Source organism: uncultured Microbulbifer sp., from assembly GCF_913055755.1.
In the GTDB taxonomy this organism is placed as follows: Bacteria; Pseudomonadota; Gammaproteobacteria; order Pseudomonadales; family Cellvibrionaceae; genus Microbulbifer.
In genome coordinates, this window is record NZ_CAJXKH010000026.1 from 1 (window position 1) to 19,523 (window position 19,523).

General features: G+C 59.1%; 17 protein-coding genes. 11 read left to right on the forward strand and 6 right to left on the reverse strand.

Annotated elements, in window-relative coordinates; translation table 11 throughout:
• Positions 1 to 318: 318 nt before the first annotated feature.
• From nspC to QZ511_RS06530, 4 genes are all read right to left on the reverse strand, one after another.
• A complete protein-coding gene (nspC, locus tag QZ511_RS06515) occupies positions 319 to 1,512 on the reverse strand; it encodes a carboxynorspermidine decarboxylase (RefSeq protein ID WP_295800725.1) in 1,194 nt (397 codons plus the stop codon).
• Between the two features lie 62 nt (positions 1,513 to 1,574).
• A complete protein-coding gene (locus tag QZ511_RS06520; RefSeq protein WP_295800728.1) occupies positions 1,575 to 2,774 on the reverse strand; it encodes a saccharopine dehydrogenase family protein in 1,200 nt (399 codons plus the stop codon).
• Between the two features lie 431 nt (positions 2,775 to 3,205).
• The gene (gene speA, locus QZ511_RS06525; protein ID WP_295800731.1) at positions 3,206 to 5,128 is read right to left on the reverse strand and encodes a biosynthetic arginine decarboxylase; all 1,923 of its coding nucleotides are present in this window, start codon (positions 5,126 to 5,128) and stop codon (positions 3,206 to 3,208) included.
• Between the two features lie 305 nt (positions 5,129 to 5,433).
• Positions 5,434 to 6,156 carry a DUF6515 family protein gene (locus tag QZ511_RS06530; protein WP_295800734.1) on the reverse strand — a complete coding sequence of 241 codons (723 nt, stop codon included), beginning with the start codon at positions 6,154 to 6,156 and terminating at the stop codon, positions 5,434 to 5,436.
• 212 nt (positions 6,157 to 6,368) lie between these two features.
• Here QZ511_RS06530 and panC point away from each other — a divergent pair, with 212 nt between their 5' ends.
• The 4 genes from panC (at position 6,369) to QZ511_RS06550 (ending at position 10,759) form a co-directional block, all read left to right on the forward strand.
• Positions 6,369 to 7,217: a pantoate--beta-alanine ligase gene (panC, locus tag QZ511_RS06535; RefSeq protein WP_295800737.1), complete on the forward strand. Its 849-nt coding sequence runs from the start codon at positions 6,369 to 6,371 to the stop codon at positions 7,215 to 7,217.
• Between the two features lie 13 nt (positions 7,218 to 7,230).
• The gene (panD, locus tag QZ511_RS06540) at positions 7,231 to 7,620 is read left to right on the forward strand and encodes an aspartate 1-decarboxylase (protein WP_295800740.1); all 390 of its coding nucleotides are present in this window, start codon (positions 7,231 to 7,233) and stop codon (positions 7,618 to 7,620) included.
• A 338-nt stretch (positions 7,621 to 7,958) separates the two neighbouring features.
• Positions 7,959 to 9,830, forward strand: a complete 1,872-nt coding sequence (locus QZ511_RS06545; protein WP_295800743.1) for a bifunctional acetyl-CoA hydrolase/transferase family protein/GNAT family N-acetyltransferase — start codon at positions 7,959 to 7,961, stop codon at positions 9,828 to 9,830.
• Between the two features lie 2 nt (positions 9,831 to 9,832).
• Positions 9,833 to 10,759, forward strand: coding sequence for a histone deacetylase family protein (locus QZ511_RS06550; protein WP_295800746.1), 927 nt, complete (start codon positions 9,833 to 9,835; stop codon positions 10,757 to 10,759).
• Between the two features lie 194 nt (positions 10,760 to 10,953).
• On the opposite strand, the gene QZ511_RS06555 is transcribed toward QZ511_RS06550, so the two are convergent.
• Positions 10,954 to 11,307, reverse strand: coding sequence for a cupin domain-containing protein (locus QZ511_RS06555; protein WP_295800748.1), 354 nt, complete (start codon positions 11,305 to 11,307; stop codon positions 10,954 to 10,956).
• 311 nt (positions 11,308 to 11,618) lie between these two features.
• Here QZ511_RS06555 and acs point away from each other — a divergent pair, with 311 nt between their 5' ends.
• The 5 genes from acs to QZ511_RS06580 all read left to right on the forward strand — a co-directional run bounded on the left by acs (position 11,619) and on the right by QZ511_RS06580 (position 16,325).
• The gene (acs, locus tag QZ511_RS06560) at positions 11,619 to 13,556 is read left to right on the forward strand and encodes an acetate--CoA ligase (protein ID WP_295800750.1); all 1,938 of its coding nucleotides are present in this window, start codon (positions 11,619 to 11,621) and stop codon (positions 13,554 to 13,556) included.
• A gap of 295 nt (positions 13,557 to 13,851) precedes the next feature.
• Positions 13,852 to 14,703 (forward strand): universal stress protein, encoded by an 852-nt coding sequence (locus QZ511_RS06565; protein WP_295800753.1) that lies wholly within the window; start codon positions 13,852 to 13,854, stop codon positions 14,701 to 14,703.
• A gap of 68 nt (positions 14,704 to 14,771) precedes the next feature.
• Positions 14,772 to 15,188 carry a hypothetical protein gene (locus QZ511_RS06570; protein ID WP_295800756.1) on the forward strand — a complete coding sequence of 139 codons (417 nt, stop codon included), beginning with the start codon at positions 14,772 to 14,774 and terminating at the stop codon, positions 15,186 to 15,188.
• Entirely contained in the window at positions 15,185 to 15,769 is a 585-nt protein-coding gene (locus QZ511_RS06575) for a GNAT family protein (protein ID WP_295800759.1), read from the forward strand. The genes QZ511_RS06570 and QZ511_RS06575 overlap by 4 nt, the downstream gene beginning before the upstream one ends.
• Before the next feature lie 178 nt (positions 15,770 to 15,947).
• Positions 15,948 to 16,325 (forward strand): VOC family protein, encoded by a 378-nt coding sequence (locus QZ511_RS06580; RefSeq protein ID WP_295800762.1) that lies wholly within the window; start codon positions 15,948 to 15,950, stop codon positions 16,323 to 16,325.
• A gap of 24 nt (positions 16,326 to 16,349) precedes the next feature.
• Here the strand turns inward: QZ511_RS06580 and QZ511_RS06585 are convergent, their stop codons facing one another.
• The gene (locus tag QZ511_RS06585; RefSeq protein WP_295800765.1) at positions 16,350 to 16,895 is read right to left on the reverse strand and encodes a PadR family transcriptional regulator; all 546 of its coding nucleotides are present in this window, start codon (positions 16,893 to 16,895) and stop codon (positions 16,350 to 16,352) included.
• Positions 16,896 to 17,179: 284 nt separating this feature from the next.
• Here QZ511_RS06585 and alaE point away from each other — a divergent pair, with 284 nt between their 5' ends.
• Positions 17,180 to 17,770, forward strand: coding sequence for an L-alanine exporter AlaE (alaE, locus tag QZ511_RS06590; RefSeq protein ID WP_295800768.1), 591 nt, complete (start codon positions 17,180 to 17,182; stop codon positions 17,768 to 17,770).
• A gap of 310 nt (positions 17,771 to 18,080) precedes the next feature.
• On the forward strand, positions 18,081 to 19,505 hold the full coding sequence (locus tag QZ511_RS06595) for a response regulator (protein WP_295800771.1): 1,425 nt from the start codon (positions 18,081 to 18,083) through the stop codon (positions 19,503 to 19,505).
• Positions 19,506 to 19,523: the final 18 nt, after the last annotated feature.

The following is a 19,523-nucleotide window of genomic DNA, read 5'->3' on the forward strand; positions in this document are numbered from 1 at the left end:
AGGACCGCTGTGAACCCATCCCTGGGCGCTGCGGCGCAAACATCCTGTTTGCGACGCTCCTGAAAACCCGCACCCGGTACTCTGCCTTCGCATTGTGTTTATGTACTTCGTAGCTTGTGGCTCCGAAAACTGCACTATCTGACGAAGCTTAAGGGTAAAAGTTAAGGTGAAGTGCCGGGTGAAAGGTTTCAAAAGCGTCGGCGCCATGGACGGCGCCGACGCAGCTTACAGGGATGTATTTACAGCGGTTTTGAAACCTTTCACCCGGTGCTTCACCGCCACCGATCCTGCAACAAAGCGAGAAGCGGTGGGTGCAGATCAAGACAGGCGACCTTTAAAGTCCTCGTAGCCAAACTCTTTGATGAGTCGAAGCTCGTCGGTCCTGGAATTCCACAAAGCGATCGCGGGCAGTGGAATGCCGTTGAAGGTGTTGGTCTTGACCATGGTGTAATAGGCCATTTCTTCAAACACGATCCGGTCGCCGATTTTCAGCGGGTCGGTGAAACTGTATTCCCCGATCCGGTCGCCCGCCAGGCAGCTCTGTCCACCCAATTGGTAAGTGTGGGGCAGTTCGTCCGGCAGCGATGCGCCGGTGATTTCCGGGCGGTAGGGCATTTCGATCACGTCCGGCATATGGCAGGTGGCAGAGACATCCAGGATCGCCTGGTTTTTGCCGTTCCACATCAGGTCCACTACTTCTCCAACCAGCACACCGCAAAACAGCGCCACGGCCTCGCCGGGCTCCAGGTAAACCTGCACCCCGTGTTTTTCCGAAAAGGCCTTTACCCCCGCAACCAGCTCGTCCACCTGGTAATCACAACGGGTAATATGGTGGCCGCCGCCAAAGTTGATCCACTCCATCTGCGGGATCAGATCTCCGAACTTTTCTTCCACCGCGGCAATGGTGCGCTCCAGCGGCTTGAAGTCCTGTTCACACAGGGTGTGAAAATGCAGACCGCTGATGCCGGTGAGATCTTCGCCTTCAAACAGGGATCGCACGATACCCAGCCGCGAACAGGGTGCACAGGGATCGTAGATCGGCGTGTGCCCCTCGGAGTGCTCCGGATTGATACGCAGGCCGAAACGCAGCTCGGGGCGCTTTTCCTGGGCCTGCAGGCACAGTGCCCGGTAGCGCTTCCACTGGGAAAAAGAATTGAAGATCACATGGTGGGCGAAGCCCAGGATTTCCTTCAGTTCTTCTTCCTTGTAGCCGGCGCTGAAAACGTGCACTTCCTTGCCCAGGTCCCTGCCGCCGTACTCCTCGAAGCCCAGTTTGGCCTCGTTGATACCGCTGGCGCAGGTCCCGGACAGGTATTCCGCCACAATGTGGCCGATACTGAACATGGAAAATGCCTTGAGTGCCGCCAGTACCTTGGCACCGCTGCGCTGCTGTACATCGGCGAGCACTTCCAGGTTGTCACGCAGGGCAATTTCGTCCACCACGAAGCAGGGGGTGGAGACTCGGGTCGGGTCGAAATCACCGAAGTAGTCTTTGCGGGGAGTCAGGTCCATAGAATTTGTCTTGCTGCTCTATTTGGCAAAATCCCGGGCTTTTAGGCCCGGGATCGAGGGGCTCAAACGAACGGCTTGTCGAGCCAGGTTTCCTGCCAGGGCAGGCCGTATTTGTTCAGATCGGCCATGAAAGGATCCGGATCCAGCTGTTCCATATTCCACACGCCGGGTTTCATCCACTTGCCTTCCATCATCATCTTGGCGCCGATCATCGCCGGCACACCGGTGGTATAGGAAATGGCCTGGGACTGCACTTCCTTGTAGCACTCCTGGTGGTCGCAGATGTTGTAGACATAGTAGATCTTGTCTTCACCGCCACCCTGCGGGATACCCTTGATGATGTTGCCGATACAGGTCTTGCCCTTGGTCAGCGGGCCGAGGCTCGCCGGGTCCGGCAGCAGCGCTTTCAGGAACTGGATCGGCACTATCTGCTGGCCCTGGAATTCCACCGGCTCGATACTGGTCATACCGACGTTCTGCAGTACTTCCAGGTGCTTCAGATAGCTCGCCCCAAAGGTCATCCAGAAGCGCGCGCGCTCGATTTCCGGGTAGTGCTTGGACAGGGATTCCAGCTCCTCGTGGTACAGCAGGTAGAGGTCTTTCTCGCCGATACCCTCGGGGAATTCAAATACCCGTTTTTCTTCCATCGGCTTGGTGGTGACCCATTTGCCGTCTTCCCAGTAGCGTCCGTTGGCGGTAATTTCACGGATATTGATTTCCGGGTTGAAATTGGTCGCGAACGGCAGCCCGTGATCCCCGGCGTTGCAGTCCAGAATGTCCAGGGTCTTGATGCGGACGAAGTGGTGCTTTTTCGCATAGGCGGTAAACACGCTGGTCACACCCGGGTCAAAACCACTGCCCAGCAGCGCCATCAGTCCGGCCTTCTCGAACTTTTCCTGGTAGGCCCACTGCCATTTGTATTCGAACTTGGCCTCTTCCGGCGGTTCGTAGTTGGCGGTGTCGAGATAGTGCACTCCGGTTTCCAGGCAGGCATCCATGATGTGCAGGTCCTGGTATGGCAGGGCCACGTTGATGACCATGTCCGGTTTGACCTTCTCGATCAGCGCAACCATTTCACTGACGTTGTCGGCGTCCACTTCCGCGGTGTTGATCTTGCGCGGCAGCATATCGGCGATCTTGTCGCATTTGGATTTCGTGCGGCTGGCGAGAGTTATGTTCTCGAATACTTCCTCTACCTGCGCACATTTGTGTGCAACCACCTGACCGACGCCGCCGGCGCCTACTATCAGAACGTTGGCCATTTAGGGATCTCCTTATTTTTGGGTGTTTCTGAACACACAAAATAGTGGTGCCGGATTGTGGGGCAGCCACTAGATAGTTTAATGGCAGGCCTGCTGCCGGTATTTGTTTGCGGGACACGCCGTGAACCCATCCATGGGGGCTCGGATGCGGCCGTCCGGGCCGCATACGGTCCCGCAAACAAATACCGGCAGCAGTCCTTTCACATCAAGTTATTCACTTCGAATCAGCCAAGAATGAATAGCTACGAAGCATAAAAGTACAAAGTTAAGGCAGAGTGCCGGGGATTGGTTTTCGGAAGCGTCGCAAACAGGATGTTTGCGCCGCAGCGCCCAGGGATGGGTTTACAGCGGTTCCGAAAACCAATCCCCGGTGCTCTGCCGCCACCGGACTGGCGATAGAACGTACCACCGGACCAGGTCGAAAATACAAATTACTTTTCGAAGTAGGTGTACCCACTCATAGATGCAGTGTAAGTATGCAAAATATCCTTCCGCTGCTGCGCCGTAATCCGCTTTTCCTTCACTGCCCGCTCCGCCAGCTTGCGGAAACGCTCAAACAGATCCTGCGGTGAGTACTCCACGTAACTCAACACATCCGCAATGCTGTCGCCGTGAATCTCGCGACTGTAGTCCACATGACCGTCTTCATCGATACGCACGCTCACCACATTCGTATCACCAAACAGATTGTGCAGGTCTCCCAGTGTCTCCTGATACGCACCCACCAGGAAAGTTCCGAGAATATATTCCTCACCTTCTTTCAGCGGGTGCAGCGGCAACGTCTTGCGTACATCCTGTCGGTCGATAAAACGGTCGATCTTGCCGTCGCAGTCGCAGGTAATGTCCGCAATGATCGCCGAGCGCGTCGGCGCCTCGTCCAGGCGATGCACCGGCACCAGCGGGAACAGCTGGTCGATCGCCCAGATGTCCGGCAACGACTGGAACACGCTCACATTTGCGTAATAAATATCCGACAGCACTTCCGGCAACGCCTGCAGATCCACCGGTACCTGGGCCACCTCATCCAGCAGCTTGCGGATCTTCTGCGCACACTGCAGGAACAGGTTTTCCGCCAGCGCGCGGTCGCGCAGGCTTACCTGGCCGTGGAGGTATAGTGCGCGGATCTCGTCGCGATAGTAGAGGCCGTCGTTGTAACTCTCCTGCAGGTTCTTTGGAGAAACACTCTGCAGCGCATGCTGCAGATTTTTCAGCATCGGGTGCGAATCTTCGCCGATGCGATCCTCCTCCAGTTCGATTGGCTCGAAACTGGTGGTGTCCAGGATGTTGAACAGCAACACCGAGGAATAGGCGACGGTGGCGCGGCCGGATTCGGTGATGATCACCGGGTGTTCCACGCCCTCACTGTCCAGGGTGCCCATGATGGCTTCCACCACGTCCACGCAGTACTCGTCCAGGGAGTAGTTCTTGGAGTGGGTGTAGTTGGTCTTGGAGCCATCGTAGTCCACCGCCAGGCCGCCACCCAGGTCCAGGTAGCCCATGGCCGCGCCTTCCTCTACCAGGTCGGCATAGTAGCGGCAGGCTTCCAGCACCCCGGTGCGGATATCGCGGATGTTCGGCACCTGCGATCCCAGGTGGTAGTGCAGCAGCTTCAGGCAGTGCAGCATGTCGTGGTCGCGCAGTTTGTCCACCATCGCGATCAGGTCGTTACTGCCGAGGCCGAAAATACTGCGGTCGCCACTGGTGGCATTCCAGTAGCCGCCAACCTTGCTCGCGAGCTTTACCCGCACGCCAATGTTGGGCTCCACCTGCTCGCGCTGGGCGCAGTGAATGATGGTGTCGACCTCAGAGGGAGTTTCCACCACGAAAAATACCTGCACGCCGAGGCGCTGGGCCTGCAGGCCCAGGTTGATGAACTCCTCGTCCTTGTAGCCGTTGCACACGATCAGCGCGTCGGTGTTGTCGAGGATCGACAGCGCCGCAATCAGCTCCGCCTTGCTGCCCGCTTCCAGGCCGTGGCCGAACTGGCGACCGGCCTTGGCAATCTCCTCGATCACCTGGCACTGCTGGTTCACCTTGATGGGAAACACACCGCGGAACACATTCTTGTAACCGCAGCTGCTGATCGCATTGCGGAATGAGTTGTTGATGCGCGCTACCTGGGCGTCGAGCAGGTTCTCGAAACGCACCAGCAACGGCATGCCGAGACCGCGTTCAGTGGCACCGTGGGCAATGTCCAGCAGGGAGACGGAACTGGTGTCGCCGGATTCATTTTTGATCTCAACAGTGATTTCACCGGACTGGTTCAAATTGAAATAGCCGGCACCCCAGTCGCGGATGCCGTAGAGCGCTGCGGAGTCTTCGCAGGTCCAGTTTTCGATCTGTTGTTGTTTCATGGCGCCTCGTTTTTGGGCAAGGATCTGTGGGGGTTACAGGGGCGCGAATCTTGTAGTCATAGTCTGCTGAAAGCAATAACTATAGAAAAGAAAAATAGCTTTTTTTAAGGCAACAAAATTAAATTTTTGTTCGGTTTTTTTACGCCGGGTTCGGGGCGGGTTGTAAGCGGCCGACAAAAAATAAAAAAAAGGCGACTCAAAAGAGTCGCCTGGGGAAATAACCGAATTAAGCTTCGGTTAGTTGGGGTTGGAAATCCGACAATGGCACGTTGAACATCTGGCTGCGCACCGGGCGCTCAATACCCTCAATAAAAGCCGGGGTTGGCAACCACCCGGTAACCGCGGCGGTGGCTGTCCCAGCGGTAGTAGGTGTCGTAGGCCACGTAGTAGCTGAGGCCGCCGAAGCTGACACTGACCGCGGTGCCGGGCAGGTTGTAGACAATGGCGCCAACCGGAGCCTGCGCAACCACATAACCCGGGCCGTAAGGACGGTAGAAAATACCGTCACTGAAGTAGTAGCCGAGGCCGCCGAACGTCAGGCTGACATAACTCTTGGGCAGGCGGCTCCAGCGGTAACCGTAGTGGTAGTGGTTCGGGCGCCAGCGGTGCTTGTGCGGGCGGTGAACCGGCTTGTAGTACTTGCGATGGTGATCGTGGCCGCGGTCCCGCCAGCCGTGGCCGCCCGCGTAGCGGCGGCGGTCGCGATCGTGGTGACCGCGGTCGTTGTAGTCGTGTCGACGGTCACCGCGACGGTGATCATTGTCGCGGCGGTGGTCGCGGCCGCGATCGGCTCTGCGATCACTTCTGTGGTCGCGGTCATTGCCGCGGTGCTTTGCCTGGCGCTGCCGGTCCTGGCGCTTCTGGAAGCGGGCTGACTGGCCGTGCTTGATGGCGTGCTCGGGGCGGCCCTTGTGACCCTGGCCGCGGTCGTCGCGGTCGGCCAGCGCCGGGCTGGCCATTGCCAGCAGGCCGGCCGTGGCGAGGGCGGCGGCAAGTGTTTTCACTGCGGATTTGTATTGTCTGCTCATGGCTGGGCTCCAGGGCCGCTTGGCGGCGTTTTTCTGTCTCTGGCGATCAGTTGGGGCCAGTTTGCCCCGGGGACACTGAATCCTTCCTGAACCGGGGAAAGAATTCGCGAATCCGGGCAAAAAAACCGAATCGGGCCAATGTTTCGCAATTTGTTCCCATTCGCGGCGGGGAGTATTATGCCGCCCGAGCAAATTCCGGCGGATCCACGCTTATGCAAGTCTTTCACCATGTGGCCACCCTGCGCGAGGCGCTGGCAGCGGCCCGCCGCGATGGCAAGACCATCGGTTTCGTGCCCACCATGGGCAACCTCCACGACGCCCATATCCAGCTGGTCAACCTGGCCCGGCAGCAGTGCGATGTGGTGGTGGTGTCGATCTTCGTCAACCGCCTGCAGTTCGGCCTGAACGAGGACTGGGACACCTATCCCCGCACCATGGAACAGGACATGGCGAAGCTGCGCGCAGCGGAATGTGACTACCTGTTCCATCCGGAAGAGGGCGAGATCTACCCCAACGGTATGGACCAGCAGACCCGCGTGGTGTGCCCGGCCATGACCGACGTACTCTGTGGTGCGAGCCGCCCGGGGCACTTCGAGGGGGTGACCACGGTGGTGGCGAAGCTGTTCAATATCGTGCAGCCGGACAAGGCGGTATTCGGAATCAAGGACTTCCAGCAGTTGGCGGTGATCCGCCGCATGGTGGAGGACCTGTGTATCCCGGTGGAGATCGTCGCAGCCCCGGTACACCGGGAAGCCGACGGCCTTGCCATGAGCTCCCGCAATGGTTACCTGACCGAGGAGGAGCGCCCCAAGGTGGCGGTGCTGAATCAGTGCCTGAACTGGGCGAAGGAACAGATCGAGTCGGGCCAGCGGGACTTTACCGCACTGGAGGCCGAGGCCAGGTCCCGCATCGAAGATGCGGGCTTCAAGGTGGATTACTTCTCCATCTGCAACAGCAAGGACCTGCAGCCCGCGGCCAACGATGACCGCGAGATCACGCTGCTGGGGGCGATGTACACCAGCGGAGCGCGTTTGATCGACAATGTTTCTCTGACGATGTGACGGGAGCGATTCCATGCAAATCGAAATGCTGAAAGGCAAACTGCACATGGCGGCGGTGACGCAGGCGGAACTCTGGTACGACGGCTCCTGTGCCATTGACGAGGACCTGGTGGAGCTGGCGGGCCTGCGCGAGTTCGAGAAGATTGATATCTACAACGTCTCCAATGGCGAGCGATTTCACACCTATGTGATCCTGGCGGAACGCGGCTCCGGCATTATTTCCATGAACGGCGCGGCGGCGCGCCGGGTGCAGGTGGGAGATCGGATCATCATTGCGGCCTATGCGCAGATGTCGGAATCCGAGGCCGACCAGTTCAAGCCAAAGCTGGTTTATCTGGACGAGAACAACCGCGTTGAGCGCAGTACCAATACGATTCCGGTGCAGATGGCTGAGCCCGCTTAGCCGCCTTCTGGTCTAGTGGTTTCCTTCCAGCCTGGTCCGGTGGCGGAAAAGCGGCGGGTATCCGTTTTCGAAACCGCTGTGAATACTTCCCTGTAAGCTGCGTCGGCGCCGTCCATGGCGCCGACGCTTTCGAAAACAGATCCCCGCCACTTTTCCTTAAATTCAAATTCTTTATTCTGTTAGTCCCAAAGGATGGTTTCACGGCGCGTCTCGCAAAGCCATACAAGGTAGCAGGACCGCCACAAAATTTAATGTGGGTCCCGTTACCGAGCGGGGCTTGTGACTGTCGGGCCATCTGCCTACCATGACCGGATCAAGGTAGGAAACCACCCGCACAAATGTCATCCCTGACTCACCCGAAAACCGGAGAATCCCTCCCCTGGGACCAGTTGCTGAAAAGTGGCTGCCGGATCTTCGTCGGTTCTCACGCCGCCGTACCCAATGCCCTGATGGCAGACCTGATTGCCAACAGCCGCGGGCTGCACGATGTGGAAGTCGCCCAGGTATTCACCCTGTCGGACAACTTCTGGGCGGAGCGCAAATACTCGGAGTTGTTTACCGTCAACGCCCTCTATATAGGTGGCGAAACCATACGCCAGGCGGTGGCGGAGGGGCGCGCAGATTACACGCCGACCTTTCTCTCCGAAGTGCCCAAGCTGTTCAGTGACCACATATTGCCACTGGACGCCGCCCTGATCATGGTCGGTCCGCCGGACGAGCTGGGTTACTGCTCCCTGGGGGTCAGTGTGGATGTGGTGTCGTCCGCGGTAAAAAATGCCAAGACCGTGATCGCCCAGATCAACCCGCAGATGCCCCGTACCAACGGCCACAGTTTTATCCACCGGGATCAGATCCACGCGTGGATGACCGCCGAAGCTCCCATCCCGGAATCCCCGCCGCCGGAAATGGACCAGGCCGTGGAACAGATCGGCCAGTATGTTTCGCTGCTGGTGGAGAATGGCGCGACGCTGCAAATCGGCATTGGCCGGATTCACGATGCCGTGTTGCGCTATCTGGGCAACCACAAAGACCTGGGGGTGCATTCGGAAATGATTTCCGATGGCATCGCGCGGTTGATGAAAGATGGGGTGATCAACAATCGCAAAAAAACCTTCCACAAAGGTAAAACGATCACCACCTTCTGCATGGGCACCAGGATGCTGTACGACTTTATCGACGGCAATCCCCATGTGGAGTTTTATCCGGCAGAGCACGTTAGTTCACCGGTAAAGATTGCCCGCAACGAAAAAATGGTTTCCATCAACAGTGCCATCGAAGTGGATCTGACCGGGCAGGTGGTTTCCGACTCCATCGGTTGCCATTTTTACAGCGGCATCGGTGGCCAGGTGGATTTTATCCGCGGCGCGGCGCTGAGTAAGGGGGGCAAGCCGATCATCGCGCTGCCTTCGACCACCAGGGACAAAAGCGGTAAGAAAATATCCCGCATTGTCGCAGCGCTCACACCCGGCAGTGGTGTGGTGACCTCCCGCGGGCACGTGCACTACGTGGTGACCGAATACGGCATCGCCTCCCTGCGCGGCAAGAGCGTGCGCGAGCGGGCGCTGGAACTGATCCGTATTGCACACCCGGATTTTCGCCGCGAACTGCTGGAAGAAGTGCGCCGATATTACTGGGTGCCGGAATACCAGCAACAGGCGCCCACCTCGGTACCGGAGCTGGGGCCGGTGGAACAGAAGCGCTACGTATTCGGCGGTATCACCTATACATTGCGGCCACTGCGGCCGTCGGATGAACGCAGGCTGCAGGAGTTCTTTTATACCCACAACAAGGAAACCCTGTTGATGCGTTACAACCACCAGGTAACGCAGATGTCCCGGGAAACCTCTTGCAGCCTGGTCAGCGTGGACCAGAGGAAAGACCTGGCCCTGTGTTTTACCGACCGCGACGGACAGCGCGAGGTGATTCAGGGGGTCGGGCGATATTATTATTACGAAGCCAGCAACAGTTGCGAAGTCGCGTTCGTGATCAAGGAGAGCCGGCGCGGCAAGGGCATCGCCTCCACCCTGCTGAAAGAAATGGAGGCGGTGGCGCGCAGTCGCGGCATCGCCACCATGTTTGCCTGTGTGCGCCGGGACAACAAACCCATGCTGGCAATATTTGACCACAACGGTTTTGTCACCCGCCCCGGAGACAGCATGGATGAACTCTACCTGGAACTGGATCTCACCAGCGCCGCAGATCAGGAATAAAAATGGCCACCGTCGGAATCTTTACCAGCCCAGCCTGCAGCCTCCACGATATGGGCGACGAACATCCGGAATCGCCCGCGCGCCTCGACGCCATCCACGACCAGCTGCTCAGCAGCGGTATCGAATACATACTGCGCTTCTTCGACGCGCCGCAGGCCACCCGCGCGCAACTGCAGCTGGTGCACACCCCGGAATATGTAGAATCCATCTTCGCCCGTGCGCCGCGCGAGGGTATCGAGGCGCTCGATGAAGACACCCGCATGTGTCCACACACGCTCAACGCCGCCCTGCACGCCGCCGGCGCCGCGGTGAATGCGGTGGACAAGGTCATTGTCGGAGAAATAGGCAGCGCCTTCTGCTCGGTGCGCCCCCCGGGCCACCACGCCGAGCGCGACAAGGCCATGGGCTTCTGCCTGTTCAACAACATCGCCATCGCCGCCGCCCACGCCCGCGCACAACACGGGCTGGAGCGGGTGGCAATACTCGACTTCGACGTCCACCACGGCAACGGCACCGAAGACTTCGTCGCTGGTCGTGAAGGCTACCTGCTGTGCTCCAGCTTCCAGTCCCCCTACTACCCGTTCACCGGCACCGGAGAACTGCCGGACAATATCCTCAATACACCACTGGAAGCGGGTACCGAAGGCGCGGTGCTGAGGGAGCTGGTCGCAAACCAGTGGCTGCCCGCACTGGAAAAATTCCAGCCGCAGATGCTGTTCATCTCCGCCGGCTTCGACGGCCATATCGAAGACACCATGGCGCAATTGCGTTTTCGCGAAGACGATTACCGCTGGGTGACGGAAAAACTGCGGGAGTTCGCCGACGCCCACTGCGCGGGTCGCATCGTTTCCGCACTGGAAGGGGGCTATGCGCTATCCGCGCTGGGGCGTAGTGTGGTGGCGCATCTGAAGGGGTTGATAGGGAGCTAAGTGTTTTCTCGAAAGATTCCCCACAAAGCTGCGCGGTGAATCGCGAAGGCAAAGTGCTGGGGCAGGTATTTCGAAACCGTCAGCGCCATGGACGGCGCTGACGGAGCTTACAGGGACGTATTCACGGCGTTTTCGAAATACCTGCCCCAGTGATTTGCCGCCACAAAACCGGCTTAGTCGGTTCGAGGTTAGAGCTACTCTTCGTAAATAGCGTAAAACTTCTTCACCGATCCAATAGTTTCCCAGGTTCCCTCGAACCCGGCGGGAATACAGAATGCATCCCCGGCAGAAACCTTCTCGCTCACCCCGTCGGCATCGGTAATGATCGCCTCGCCATCAATGATGTAGCAGAACTCATCCTCGCTGTAAGTGAGTGTCCACTTGCCCGCATCCGAAGACCAGACGCCGCAAAAGAAATTCTCCTTCGCATTGGTAAAAAAATGCTCGGTAAGCTGCTGGGGCATACCGGACAGCACCTTTTCTTGCACCACCGGGCCCGACTCCACCGCACCTTCGCCCTCGCGAACCCGCAACAACTTCACCGACATAATGGTCTCCAATAAAATGTGATCACTTTTTGCGGCTATTGTGCACGGCTCCGGGAAAAAAGGCACGGTATTCCAGACGCGGGCTGGGAATCCTCAGTTGTGGCGGGCTATGATGAAGTGAAAGGATAGTTGACAGCGTTGTCATTCAGCGGCTGCCAGTGGTATAACTGATCGGGAAAATACGCGGTCAAAACTGCGCAAGGTGCGCACCTGTAGCCGGGTAAAACCGGAAATGATCTCGCGGGACAGGGCTCTGCCCGCTGCAGACGGTGCGCGCGCAAAACCCGATAATTCTAATAAGGGAGAAAACGATGTCTGAAGTGCACATCCATCCGGTGCCGGAAGCCTTTGCTGCCGATGCTCACGTCAATAAAGACGACTACGAGCGCATGTATCGCCAGTCCGTGGAAGATCCCCAGGCCTTCTGGTCCCAGCAGGCCAACGATTTCCTGCAGTGGAGCAAACCCTTTACCAAAGCCTGTGAAGAAGACCTGAGCAAAGGGCACGCTGTCTGGTTTGCCGATGGCGAACTGAACGTCAGCGTGAACTGTATCGACCGCCACCTGCCCGCGCGCGCGAACCAGACCGCGTTTATCTGGGAAGGCGACGACCCCGCCGACAGCAAGACCATTACCTACGGCGAACTGCACGGGCATGTGTGTCGCCTTGCCAACCTGCTCAAGGAGCGCGGTATCCACAAGGGTGACCGGGTGTGTATCTACATGCCGATGATCCCGGAAGCTGCCTACGCCATGCTTGCCTGCGCGCGCATTGGTGCAGTGCACTCGGTGGTGTTCGGCGGTTTCTCTCCCGACTCCCTCAAAGATCGCATTCTCGACTCCGACTGCCGCCTGGTGATTACCGCCGATGAAGGCGTGCGCGGCGGCCGCAAGGTGCCGCTGAAAGCGAACGTGGACAAGGCCCTGGCCAGCTGCCCTGACGTGCACACCGCCATCGTGGTGAAGCGCACCGGCGCCAATATCGACTGGGACAGCAAGCGCGACATCTGGTACGCGGAATCCGTGGCCGGGCAGAGCGCGGATTGCGTGCCGGAAGCCATGAACGCGGAAGACCCGCTGTTTATCCTCTATACCTCCGGCTCCACCGGCAAACCCAAGGGTGTGCTGCACACCACCGCCGGCTACCTGCTGATGTCCACCATGACCTTCAAATACGCCTTCGATTACAAGGAAGGCGATGTGTTCTGGTGCACCGCGGATGTGGGCTGGATTACCGGCCACAGTTACATTGTTTACGGCCCACTGGCCGCCGGCGCCATCTCGCTGATGTTCGAGGGGGTGCCCACCTACCCGGACGCGTCCCGCTGCTGGCAGGTGGTGGACAAGCACCAGGTCAATATCTTCTACACCGCTCCCACCGCGATTCGCGCGTTAATGGGCGCCGGCGACGACTTCGTCACCAAGTGCGACCGCAGTTCCCTGAAACTGCTGGGCACCGTGGGCGAGCCGATCAACCCGGAGGCCTGGGAGTGGTATTTCAAGGTGGTGGGCGAGGAGCGCTGCCCGATCGTCGACACCTGGTGGCAGACCGAAACCGGTGCGCACCTGATCACCCCGCTGCCCGGGGCCATCGACCTCAAGTCCGGTTCTGCGACCAAGCCGTTCTTCGGGGTGCAGCCGGCGTTGCTGGATGAGAAGGGCAAGGAGATCGAGGGTGAAGGCGAGGGGGCACTGGTGATGAAGGCCAGCTGGCCGAGCATGATCCGCAGCGTGTACGGTGATCACCAGCGCATGATCGATACCTATTTCTCCACTTTCCCCGGCTATTACTTTACCGGTGACGGTGCGCGCCGCGATGCGGACGGCTACTACTGGATTACCGGACGTATCGACGATGTGCTCAATGTGTCCGGTCACCGCCTGGGCACCGCGGAAATCGAAAGTGCCATTGTGCTGCACGAGGATACCGCGGAGGCCGCGGTGGTGGGTTACCCGCACGATATCAAGGGGCAGGGCATCTACTGCTACGTGACCCTGAAGAATGGCCGCGAGCCTTCGGAAGAGTTGCGCAAGGAGCTGATCGATCTCTGCGTCAAGGAAATCGGCCCCATCGCCAAGCCGGATATCATCCAGTGGGCACCGAGCCTGCCGAAGACCCGCTCCGGCAAGATCATGCGGCGTATCCTGCGCAAGATTGCCTGTAACGAGCTGGATACCCTGGGGGATACCTCCACGCTCGCCGATCCTTCTGTGGTCGACGAGCTGATTGATCATCGGGCTAACAAATAGCCCTTCCTTCTGCCGCTAGCTCTGCCTGGCCTTAGCAGGTGCAGTGGCGGTGGAGCACTGGATATTCGTTTTCGAAACCGCTGTGAATACATCCCTGTAAGCTGCGTCGGCGCCGTCCATGGCGCCGACGCTTTCGAAAACGAATACCCAGCACTCCGCCTTAACTTCCACACATATACTTCGAATTGCTTTTTGTTGCCGGATGATTGGTTCAACGTTTAGGGCTAAAGACAAAACGGGTCCTCGGTGATTTAATGGGGCAAAGGTATTTGCACCAAACCGCATCGGAGGCGTCATGCAGAATATTCTCGTCATCCTGGACAAACCCAAGCACGAACAGATCGCATTGCAGCGGGCGCTGGAGCTTGCAGAAAAAACGGCGATCAACCTGCATCTGGTGAGCTTTGTGTACGAGCCGGTGATAGGACTGCCGGTGCTTGCCGGTTCGCTGCTGGACCTCAGCGAACAGCTGCAGAAAGAGCGCGCCAACTGGCTGCAGGAACTGGGGCAGGAATACAGCCTGCCGGAACAGACCACTACCGAGGTGGTCTGGCACCACGATATTCCCACCTGGGTGGGCGACTACCTCACGACAAAACCCTGTGACCTGGTGCTGAAAACCGCGCAGAAACAATTTGGTCGCGGCGGCTTCGGTTCCATTGACTGGCGACTGATCGAACAGACGTCGGTGCCGCTGTGGATTGCGGTCAATACCCACTGGATCAAGCGCGACCGCATGGTGGCGGCACTGGATCCGGCCCTGGACAATAAACTGCACGTCGCACTCAATCACCGCCTGCTGCAGCAGGGCGGGGCGCTGGCGCAACGGCTCGATGCGGAGCTGGAACTGGTTGCCTGTATGCCGATTCCGGAGATGATGGTGGAATCCGCCGCGTTCCGCGAACAGCTCGATGGACTCAAGGATTTACTGAAAAACATGATCGACGAGAGTGGTGCCAGCAGCCGGCAAACCCATTTCGTTGTCGGCAAGCCGGCGGCCGAGATCAATCGTTTAGTGGACCGCACCAAGGCGCGCATGATTATGGTCGGGCGCGGTGTGCGCAGGGGGCCGCGTGGGTTTGTACTGGGCAATACCGCCGAGCGAATCCTCGGCCGTTCCAATACCGATGTTTTGATTGTTCCCTGAATATAAACAGGGTGAGGAAAAATTCAGTAGCCGTGTTGGGCGCCAGGGGAATTCAGGGGAAGTAAATAGTGAATGAACAGCAGTACCTCTGCGAGCACTACCGCTTCAATGCGGAGCAGCGCCTGAAGGGGTTTAATTTTTTTGTCGTGCTGTCGATGTTTGCCGATGGTGGTGTATTTACCGCGGTGGAAAAGGGTTTTGCCCCACTGATCCTGGTACTGCTCGGTGGCTTTGTGGTGATCGTATCCGCGGTGTTCTGGGTGGTGGATGCCCGCAGCCGGCAGCTGTTGAGTCTCGCGGTGCCGGGGCTGAGGGCGCTGGAGTTGAATTTCCCCGAAGAGGCGCGCCTGTTTGCCCTCGATGCCCGCTCCCACGGCCGCATTGTGCGCTACACCTTTGCCATTCGCGCGCTGATCCTGGGGCAGTTTGTATTTGGTTGTGGTGTCGTAGCCTACGGCGCCCTGAGTCTGTTGCACCTGCTATGAACCCGGATGGTTTCGCTATTGGCCTGCCCGAAATTGCCGTTTCCACTGATCCGGAATTGCGCCTGCGCTGGCTGACGGAAGCCGACCTGCCAGCGTTGCAGCAGATTTTTTCCGCGCCGGAAGTGGTGCGGTATATGTCCGGGGAACTGCAGGATACGGAGCAGAAGTCGCGGGAATACCTGCTGTCGATCCAGCAGGGGTTCCTGACCGGTGCGCTCTATCAGTGGGGGCTGGAATGGTGCGGGGAGGTGGTCGGCACCACCACCCTGGCCGGTCTGGAGCGCTATCCCGGTGGAATCTATCAGGCCGAAATCGGTTTCGCGCTGGCACCCGCGCACTGGGGCTGCGGGCTGATGCGACAGACCCTGCCGGCGCTGCTGGAGTTTGCCTTTTCCCGCCTCGGATTGCGTCGCATCAGTGCGGATGTGGACCCGCGCAACCTGGCTTCCCTGCGGCTGCTGGAGTTCCTCGGCTTTCAGCGCGAGGGGCTGATGCGCCAGCGCTATTTCCATCTGGGTGAAATCCAGGACGCGGTGATTCTCGGCCTGTTGCGGGATGAATGGCTTTCCCGCCAATCCTGATCCCGCCTGCACCTGTCGGGCCCCATTTCATCGACCTCATTCCCATCAACTTCTGCTCCATCAACTTCCGCTCCATCAACTACTGCCACCTATACTGCTTATCCGGGCCCCTGGTGCGGCACCGGCTGCCGCACGCCCGCAGGCAGAGACGACTTCAGAGTGTTTGGAGACCACCGGAATGCTGGATCATATCGGGCTGATCATTCACGACTACGAGCGCAGCAAGAAGTTTTACCAGTTTGCCCTGGCTCCACTGGGTTACGAGCTGGTGATGGAAATGGGCGACTGGGCGGGCTTTGGTTGGGGCGACAAGCCGGAGCTGCTGATCAAGGGCGGTTCCAGTACCGCACCGGCACTCCACATCGCCTTTCGCGCCGAGGACCGGGAGACGGTGCAGGCGTTTTACCTCGCGGCGATACAGGCCGGCGGCAAGGAGAAGGATGCGCCGGCTTTGCGCCCGGAATTCCACCAGGGCTATTACAACGCCGTGGTACTGGATCCGGATGGACACAAGCTGGAGGTGGTCTGCCATATCCCCTCCGACGCGTTCGAATAGGTGGCCGGGAAGCCCGCAGGGGGCTCAGCTGTCTCCTTCCTCATCCAGCCTTGCCAGCAGCTGCTCCGCCCAGCGAATCCAGGTCTTTTCCGTTTCTATCCCGAGCAGCAGTGGCTGGTGGGCGAGCCACAGGCGCTGCTGGTGTTCCGGATCGCGGCTGTAAAAGCGGCGGTTCTGTTCCTGGTAGGTTTCCAGCAGGGCCCGGTGCTGCTCCAGGTGCCGTTCCAGCTGGCGGCGCATTTGCGCGCTGGTGAGGCGGTGACCGGCAAACAGCTGGATCAGGAAGGGCTCGCGGATTTTCTGCGGCGCCGCCGGCTTCTCGGCCCACTCCTGTAGCGCCGCGCGCCCGGCATCCGTCAGGCTGTAGACCTTCTTGTCCGGTCGGCCTTCCTGGGGCTGCTCGGCACAGTCCAGCAGCCCCTCCTGGTGGAGCTTGTGCAGTTCCCGGTACATCTGCTGGTGGCTGGCGCTCCAGAAGTGGGAAATGCTGCGCTCAAAACGGCGCTTGAGGTCGTAACCGCTGCCCGGCTCGATATCCAGCAGGGTGAGGACGGCAAATCGCAGGGACATGACTGCTCCAGGGGTGGCCGCGGAAGGGGCAAGTTATGCAACTGTTTGCATAGCTGGGGAAAGTCTAACGTGCAACCCCGCCACCGTGACAGGCCGCTCCGGGATCCAGGGAGGTGGTGAAGGGGGGCTTTAGCTCAAAATTAGCCATTTTCCGGATGTGTATTTTGATTTTTCGTATAAATTAGGATGAATTATGGATATGTAATAATTTTTTAATCTATATAGCCTAGCTTTTCCGTCTCCGATGAATATAATCGCCGTCGCCCGGTAAAACTGGGTAAATAATGAGCGATCAATGTGAGACTGATGCAGACATGTCCCCCCAATCCCTGACCCAGGCCACCGACGCCATCCCGGTATCCCCTCCGGTGATGGTGATTGAGGAGGAGCAGCCGCAACTCCACGACGCCCCCAGCGCGCCGGTGTCCCGCCGCCGGGAGTGGCTGCTGGATGTGTTCGCCATGAACAGCTTCTCCTGGCTGATCGCTATCCCCATCGAAGTGGTGCTGGCAGGTATGAGCTGGCACGAGCACCTCAAGGTGCGCCTGCTCGCGGTGCTGTTCAATACCGCCATTGCGCGCCCGTTCAGCCTGTACCGCAACTGGGTAGTGGGGCGCTTCGGCCATCGCGGTGGCCTGCACAGCTACGGGGTGGATACCTTCGTCTTCCTCAGCTTCCAGCTGCCCCTGTATATCCTCAATATGGTGCTTGGTGGCGCTTCCGCAGTGGAAATTCTGACAGCCAGTGCTACCTTCGTAGTGATCGCCGGAGCTTTGGGGCGTCCGTATGGCATCTATCTCGACTGGCTGCGCGGGATCTGGTTGCGGGGGCCCGAGCACGGCGTACTCGGCCCTGCCGAAGCGGCCCGGAACTGACAATCCCTACTGTTTACTTGACCTGCGGGAAGGACCGGTCATATAAATGGCAATAATTGCCCGCGGCGCCAGCCTGTTTGTAATATTTTGAACCGGTTGGCGCTTTCAGGCTTGCCTGGTGCCAGGATTTGGATTATTTAGGATTCCGGATTAGTGTACGGAGCCGGCTGGCTGCGTGAACCGCAGCGGGCAAGCGGGTTAAAAATCGAACACATAACAGTAGTGATACAAGAGCAATAAAGGCTCCCTTGTGTCAGCGGGTCGCAGGATTGACCCGTCACTTCTCTGTGGTTGCAAGGAAGACATGACCATGACCTACGGCCGTTCGGCGGGTGGCTGCAATGCCAACGCCAGCGCAAACAGCTCCCGTTTCTATCAGGCCCAGCGCGCCTTGTTGGGCCGTAAATCCCCTCCGGTCGCCTGGCTGGCGGTAATCGCTGCCTGCTGTCCCCAGGTTGCTGCCGCTTTTCCCGGGGAGTCGTTCCTGCTGGATACCCGGTTGCCGGTTATCTGGGTGCTGCTCACGGGGCTGGCTGCGCTCGCCGGCCTCGGCGGTTTCCTGGCCAGCCGGATGCGTATTGCCGCCATCGAGGAGTCCGCTTCCGCCAAGGTGGCAGACCTGCAGGCGGAAAATGCCAAACTCTTCCGCCAGGTACAGTCCCGCAGCCACGAACTGATGGCCCGTGACAAGGCGCTGGAGAGCGCCAGAACCGAGCTGGAGCAAGCTCAGGAAGAGCAGCGGGACTTTCTTTCCATCACCGGTCATCGCATGCGCAAACCGCTGGAAACACTGGTAAGCACCATGAGCCTGTTGTCCCGCGGGGAAGATAGAGACACCCGTCAGCTGGCGGAAGCGGCTCTGGGACAGTGCCGCCAGTTGCGCAGCGGCGTGGAGGAAATCCAGCGCAAGGGTCAGGCTGCCTCCCAGGAGCCGGCCCCGGAAAACGCGCCGGAGGAAAATCAGCGCGAACTGCAAATTCTGCTGATCGAAAACGACGCCCATCCATCACTGCGCGCGCGCCTGGAGGCCCACGGTCACCGCGTGCGCCGTGAATCCAACGGGGTCGACGGCGCCGATGCTGCGCTCCGGGGGCAGTATGACGTGGTAGTGGTAGATGTGCAGTTGCCGCTGATCGATGGTGTGGAAACCGCGCGCAAGATCCGCGGCGACTACGTCAATGAATCACTACTGATTTTCGGCCTGGTGGAATCGCCGACACAGGCAGACAAGGAGCGCTTTGTCGCCCGCGGTCTGACCGGGATTCTCCCGACCAAGCCCAGCGAAGGTCAGCTGGTGCAGTTACTGAACTGGGTAGACGAGAAAACCCGCCGCCGTGCACCTTCCGGGAAGCCGATGCGGGCGTCCAAGGTACTGAATCCGGTCACTCTCGAGCGCCAGCGGGACACTCTGGGCCACCTGGCATTCGCCGAACTGGTGGGCGACCGCCTGTCGAACCTGCCAAAGAAAATTACCGCGTTCACCAGTGCGCTTACCGGTCGCCACTGGATCGACGCCCAGCACCAGGCCCAGGCCATTGCCGCGGAAGCGGAAAGCGTGGGACTGGAAATGGTGGCAAGCCGCCTGAAGGCGGTTGCCGCGCGCCTGTCCATCGACAGTGAGCGGGATTACTGCCGGCACCAGCGCTCGGAGATTCTCGGCCTGATGCGCAGCTCGGTACAGCAGCTGAAATCCTGGCGGGAGAAAAATGTGCACACCGAGTGGGCGCTGCGGTGAACACCGTTGCTGTCGCGA

Excerpts from the sequence above, each read along its gene's own strand:
- nspC (WP_295800725.1), bottom strand. The coding sequence starts at position 1,512 with ATGGACCTGACTCCCCGCAAAGACTACTTCGGTGATTTCGACCCGACC.
- QZ511_RS06520 (WP_295800728.1), bottom strand. The coding sequence starts at position 2,774 with ATGGCCAACGTTCTGATAGTAGGCGCCGGCGGCGTCGGTCAGGTGGTT.
- speA (WP_295800731.1), bottom strand. The coding sequence starts at position 5,128 with ATGAAACAACAACAGATCGAAAACTGGACCTGCGAAGACTCCGCAGCG.
- QZ511_RS06530 (WP_295800734.1), bottom strand. The coding sequence starts at position 6,156 with ATGAGCAGACAATACAAATCCGCAGTGAAAACACTTGCCGCCGCCCTC.
- panC (WP_295800737.1), top strand. The coding sequence starts at position 6,369 with ATGCAAGTCTTTCACCATGTGGCCACCCTGCGCGAGGCGCTGGCAGCG.
- panD (WP_295800740.1), top strand. The coding sequence starts at position 7,231 with ATGCAAATCGAAATGCTGAAAGGCAAACTGCACATGGCGGCGGTGACG.
- QZ511_RS06545 (WP_295800743.1), top strand. The coding sequence starts at position 7,959 with ATGTCATCCCTGACTCACCCGAAAACCGGAGAATCCCTCCCCTGGGAC.
- QZ511_RS06550 (WP_295800746.1), top strand. The coding sequence starts at position 9,833 with ATGGCCACCGTCGGAATCTTTACCAGCCCAGCCTGCAGCCTCCACGAT.
- QZ511_RS06555 (WP_295800748.1), bottom strand. The coding sequence starts at position 11,307 with ATGTCGGTGAAGTTGTTGCGGGTTCGCGAGGGCGAAGGTGCGGTGGAG.
- acs (WP_295800750.1), top strand. The coding sequence starts at position 11,619 with ATGTCTGAAGTGCACATCCATCCGGTGCCGGAAGCCTTTGCTGCCGAT.
- QZ511_RS06565 (WP_295800753.1), top strand. The coding sequence starts at position 13,852 with ATGCAGAATATTCTCGTCATCCTGGACAAACCCAAGCACGAACAGATC.
- QZ511_RS06575 (WP_295800759.1), top strand. The coding sequence starts at position 15,185 with ATGAACCCGGATGGTTTCGCTATTGGCCTGCCCGAAATTGCCGTTTCC.
- QZ511_RS06580 (WP_295800762.1), top strand. The coding sequence starts at position 15,948 with ATGCTGGATCATATCGGGCTGATCATTCACGACTACGAGCGCAGCAAG.
- QZ511_RS06585 (WP_295800765.1), bottom strand. The coding sequence starts at position 16,895 with ATGTCCCTGCGATTTGCCGTCCTCACCCTGCTGGATATCGAGCCGGGC.
- alaE (WP_295800768.1), top strand. The coding sequence starts at position 17,180 with ATGAGCGATCAATGTGAGACTGATGCAGACATGTCCCCCCAATCCCTG.
- QZ511_RS06595 (WP_295800771.1), top strand. The coding sequence starts at position 18,081 with ATGACCTACGGCCGTTCGGCGGGTGGCTGCAATGCCAACGCCAGCGCA.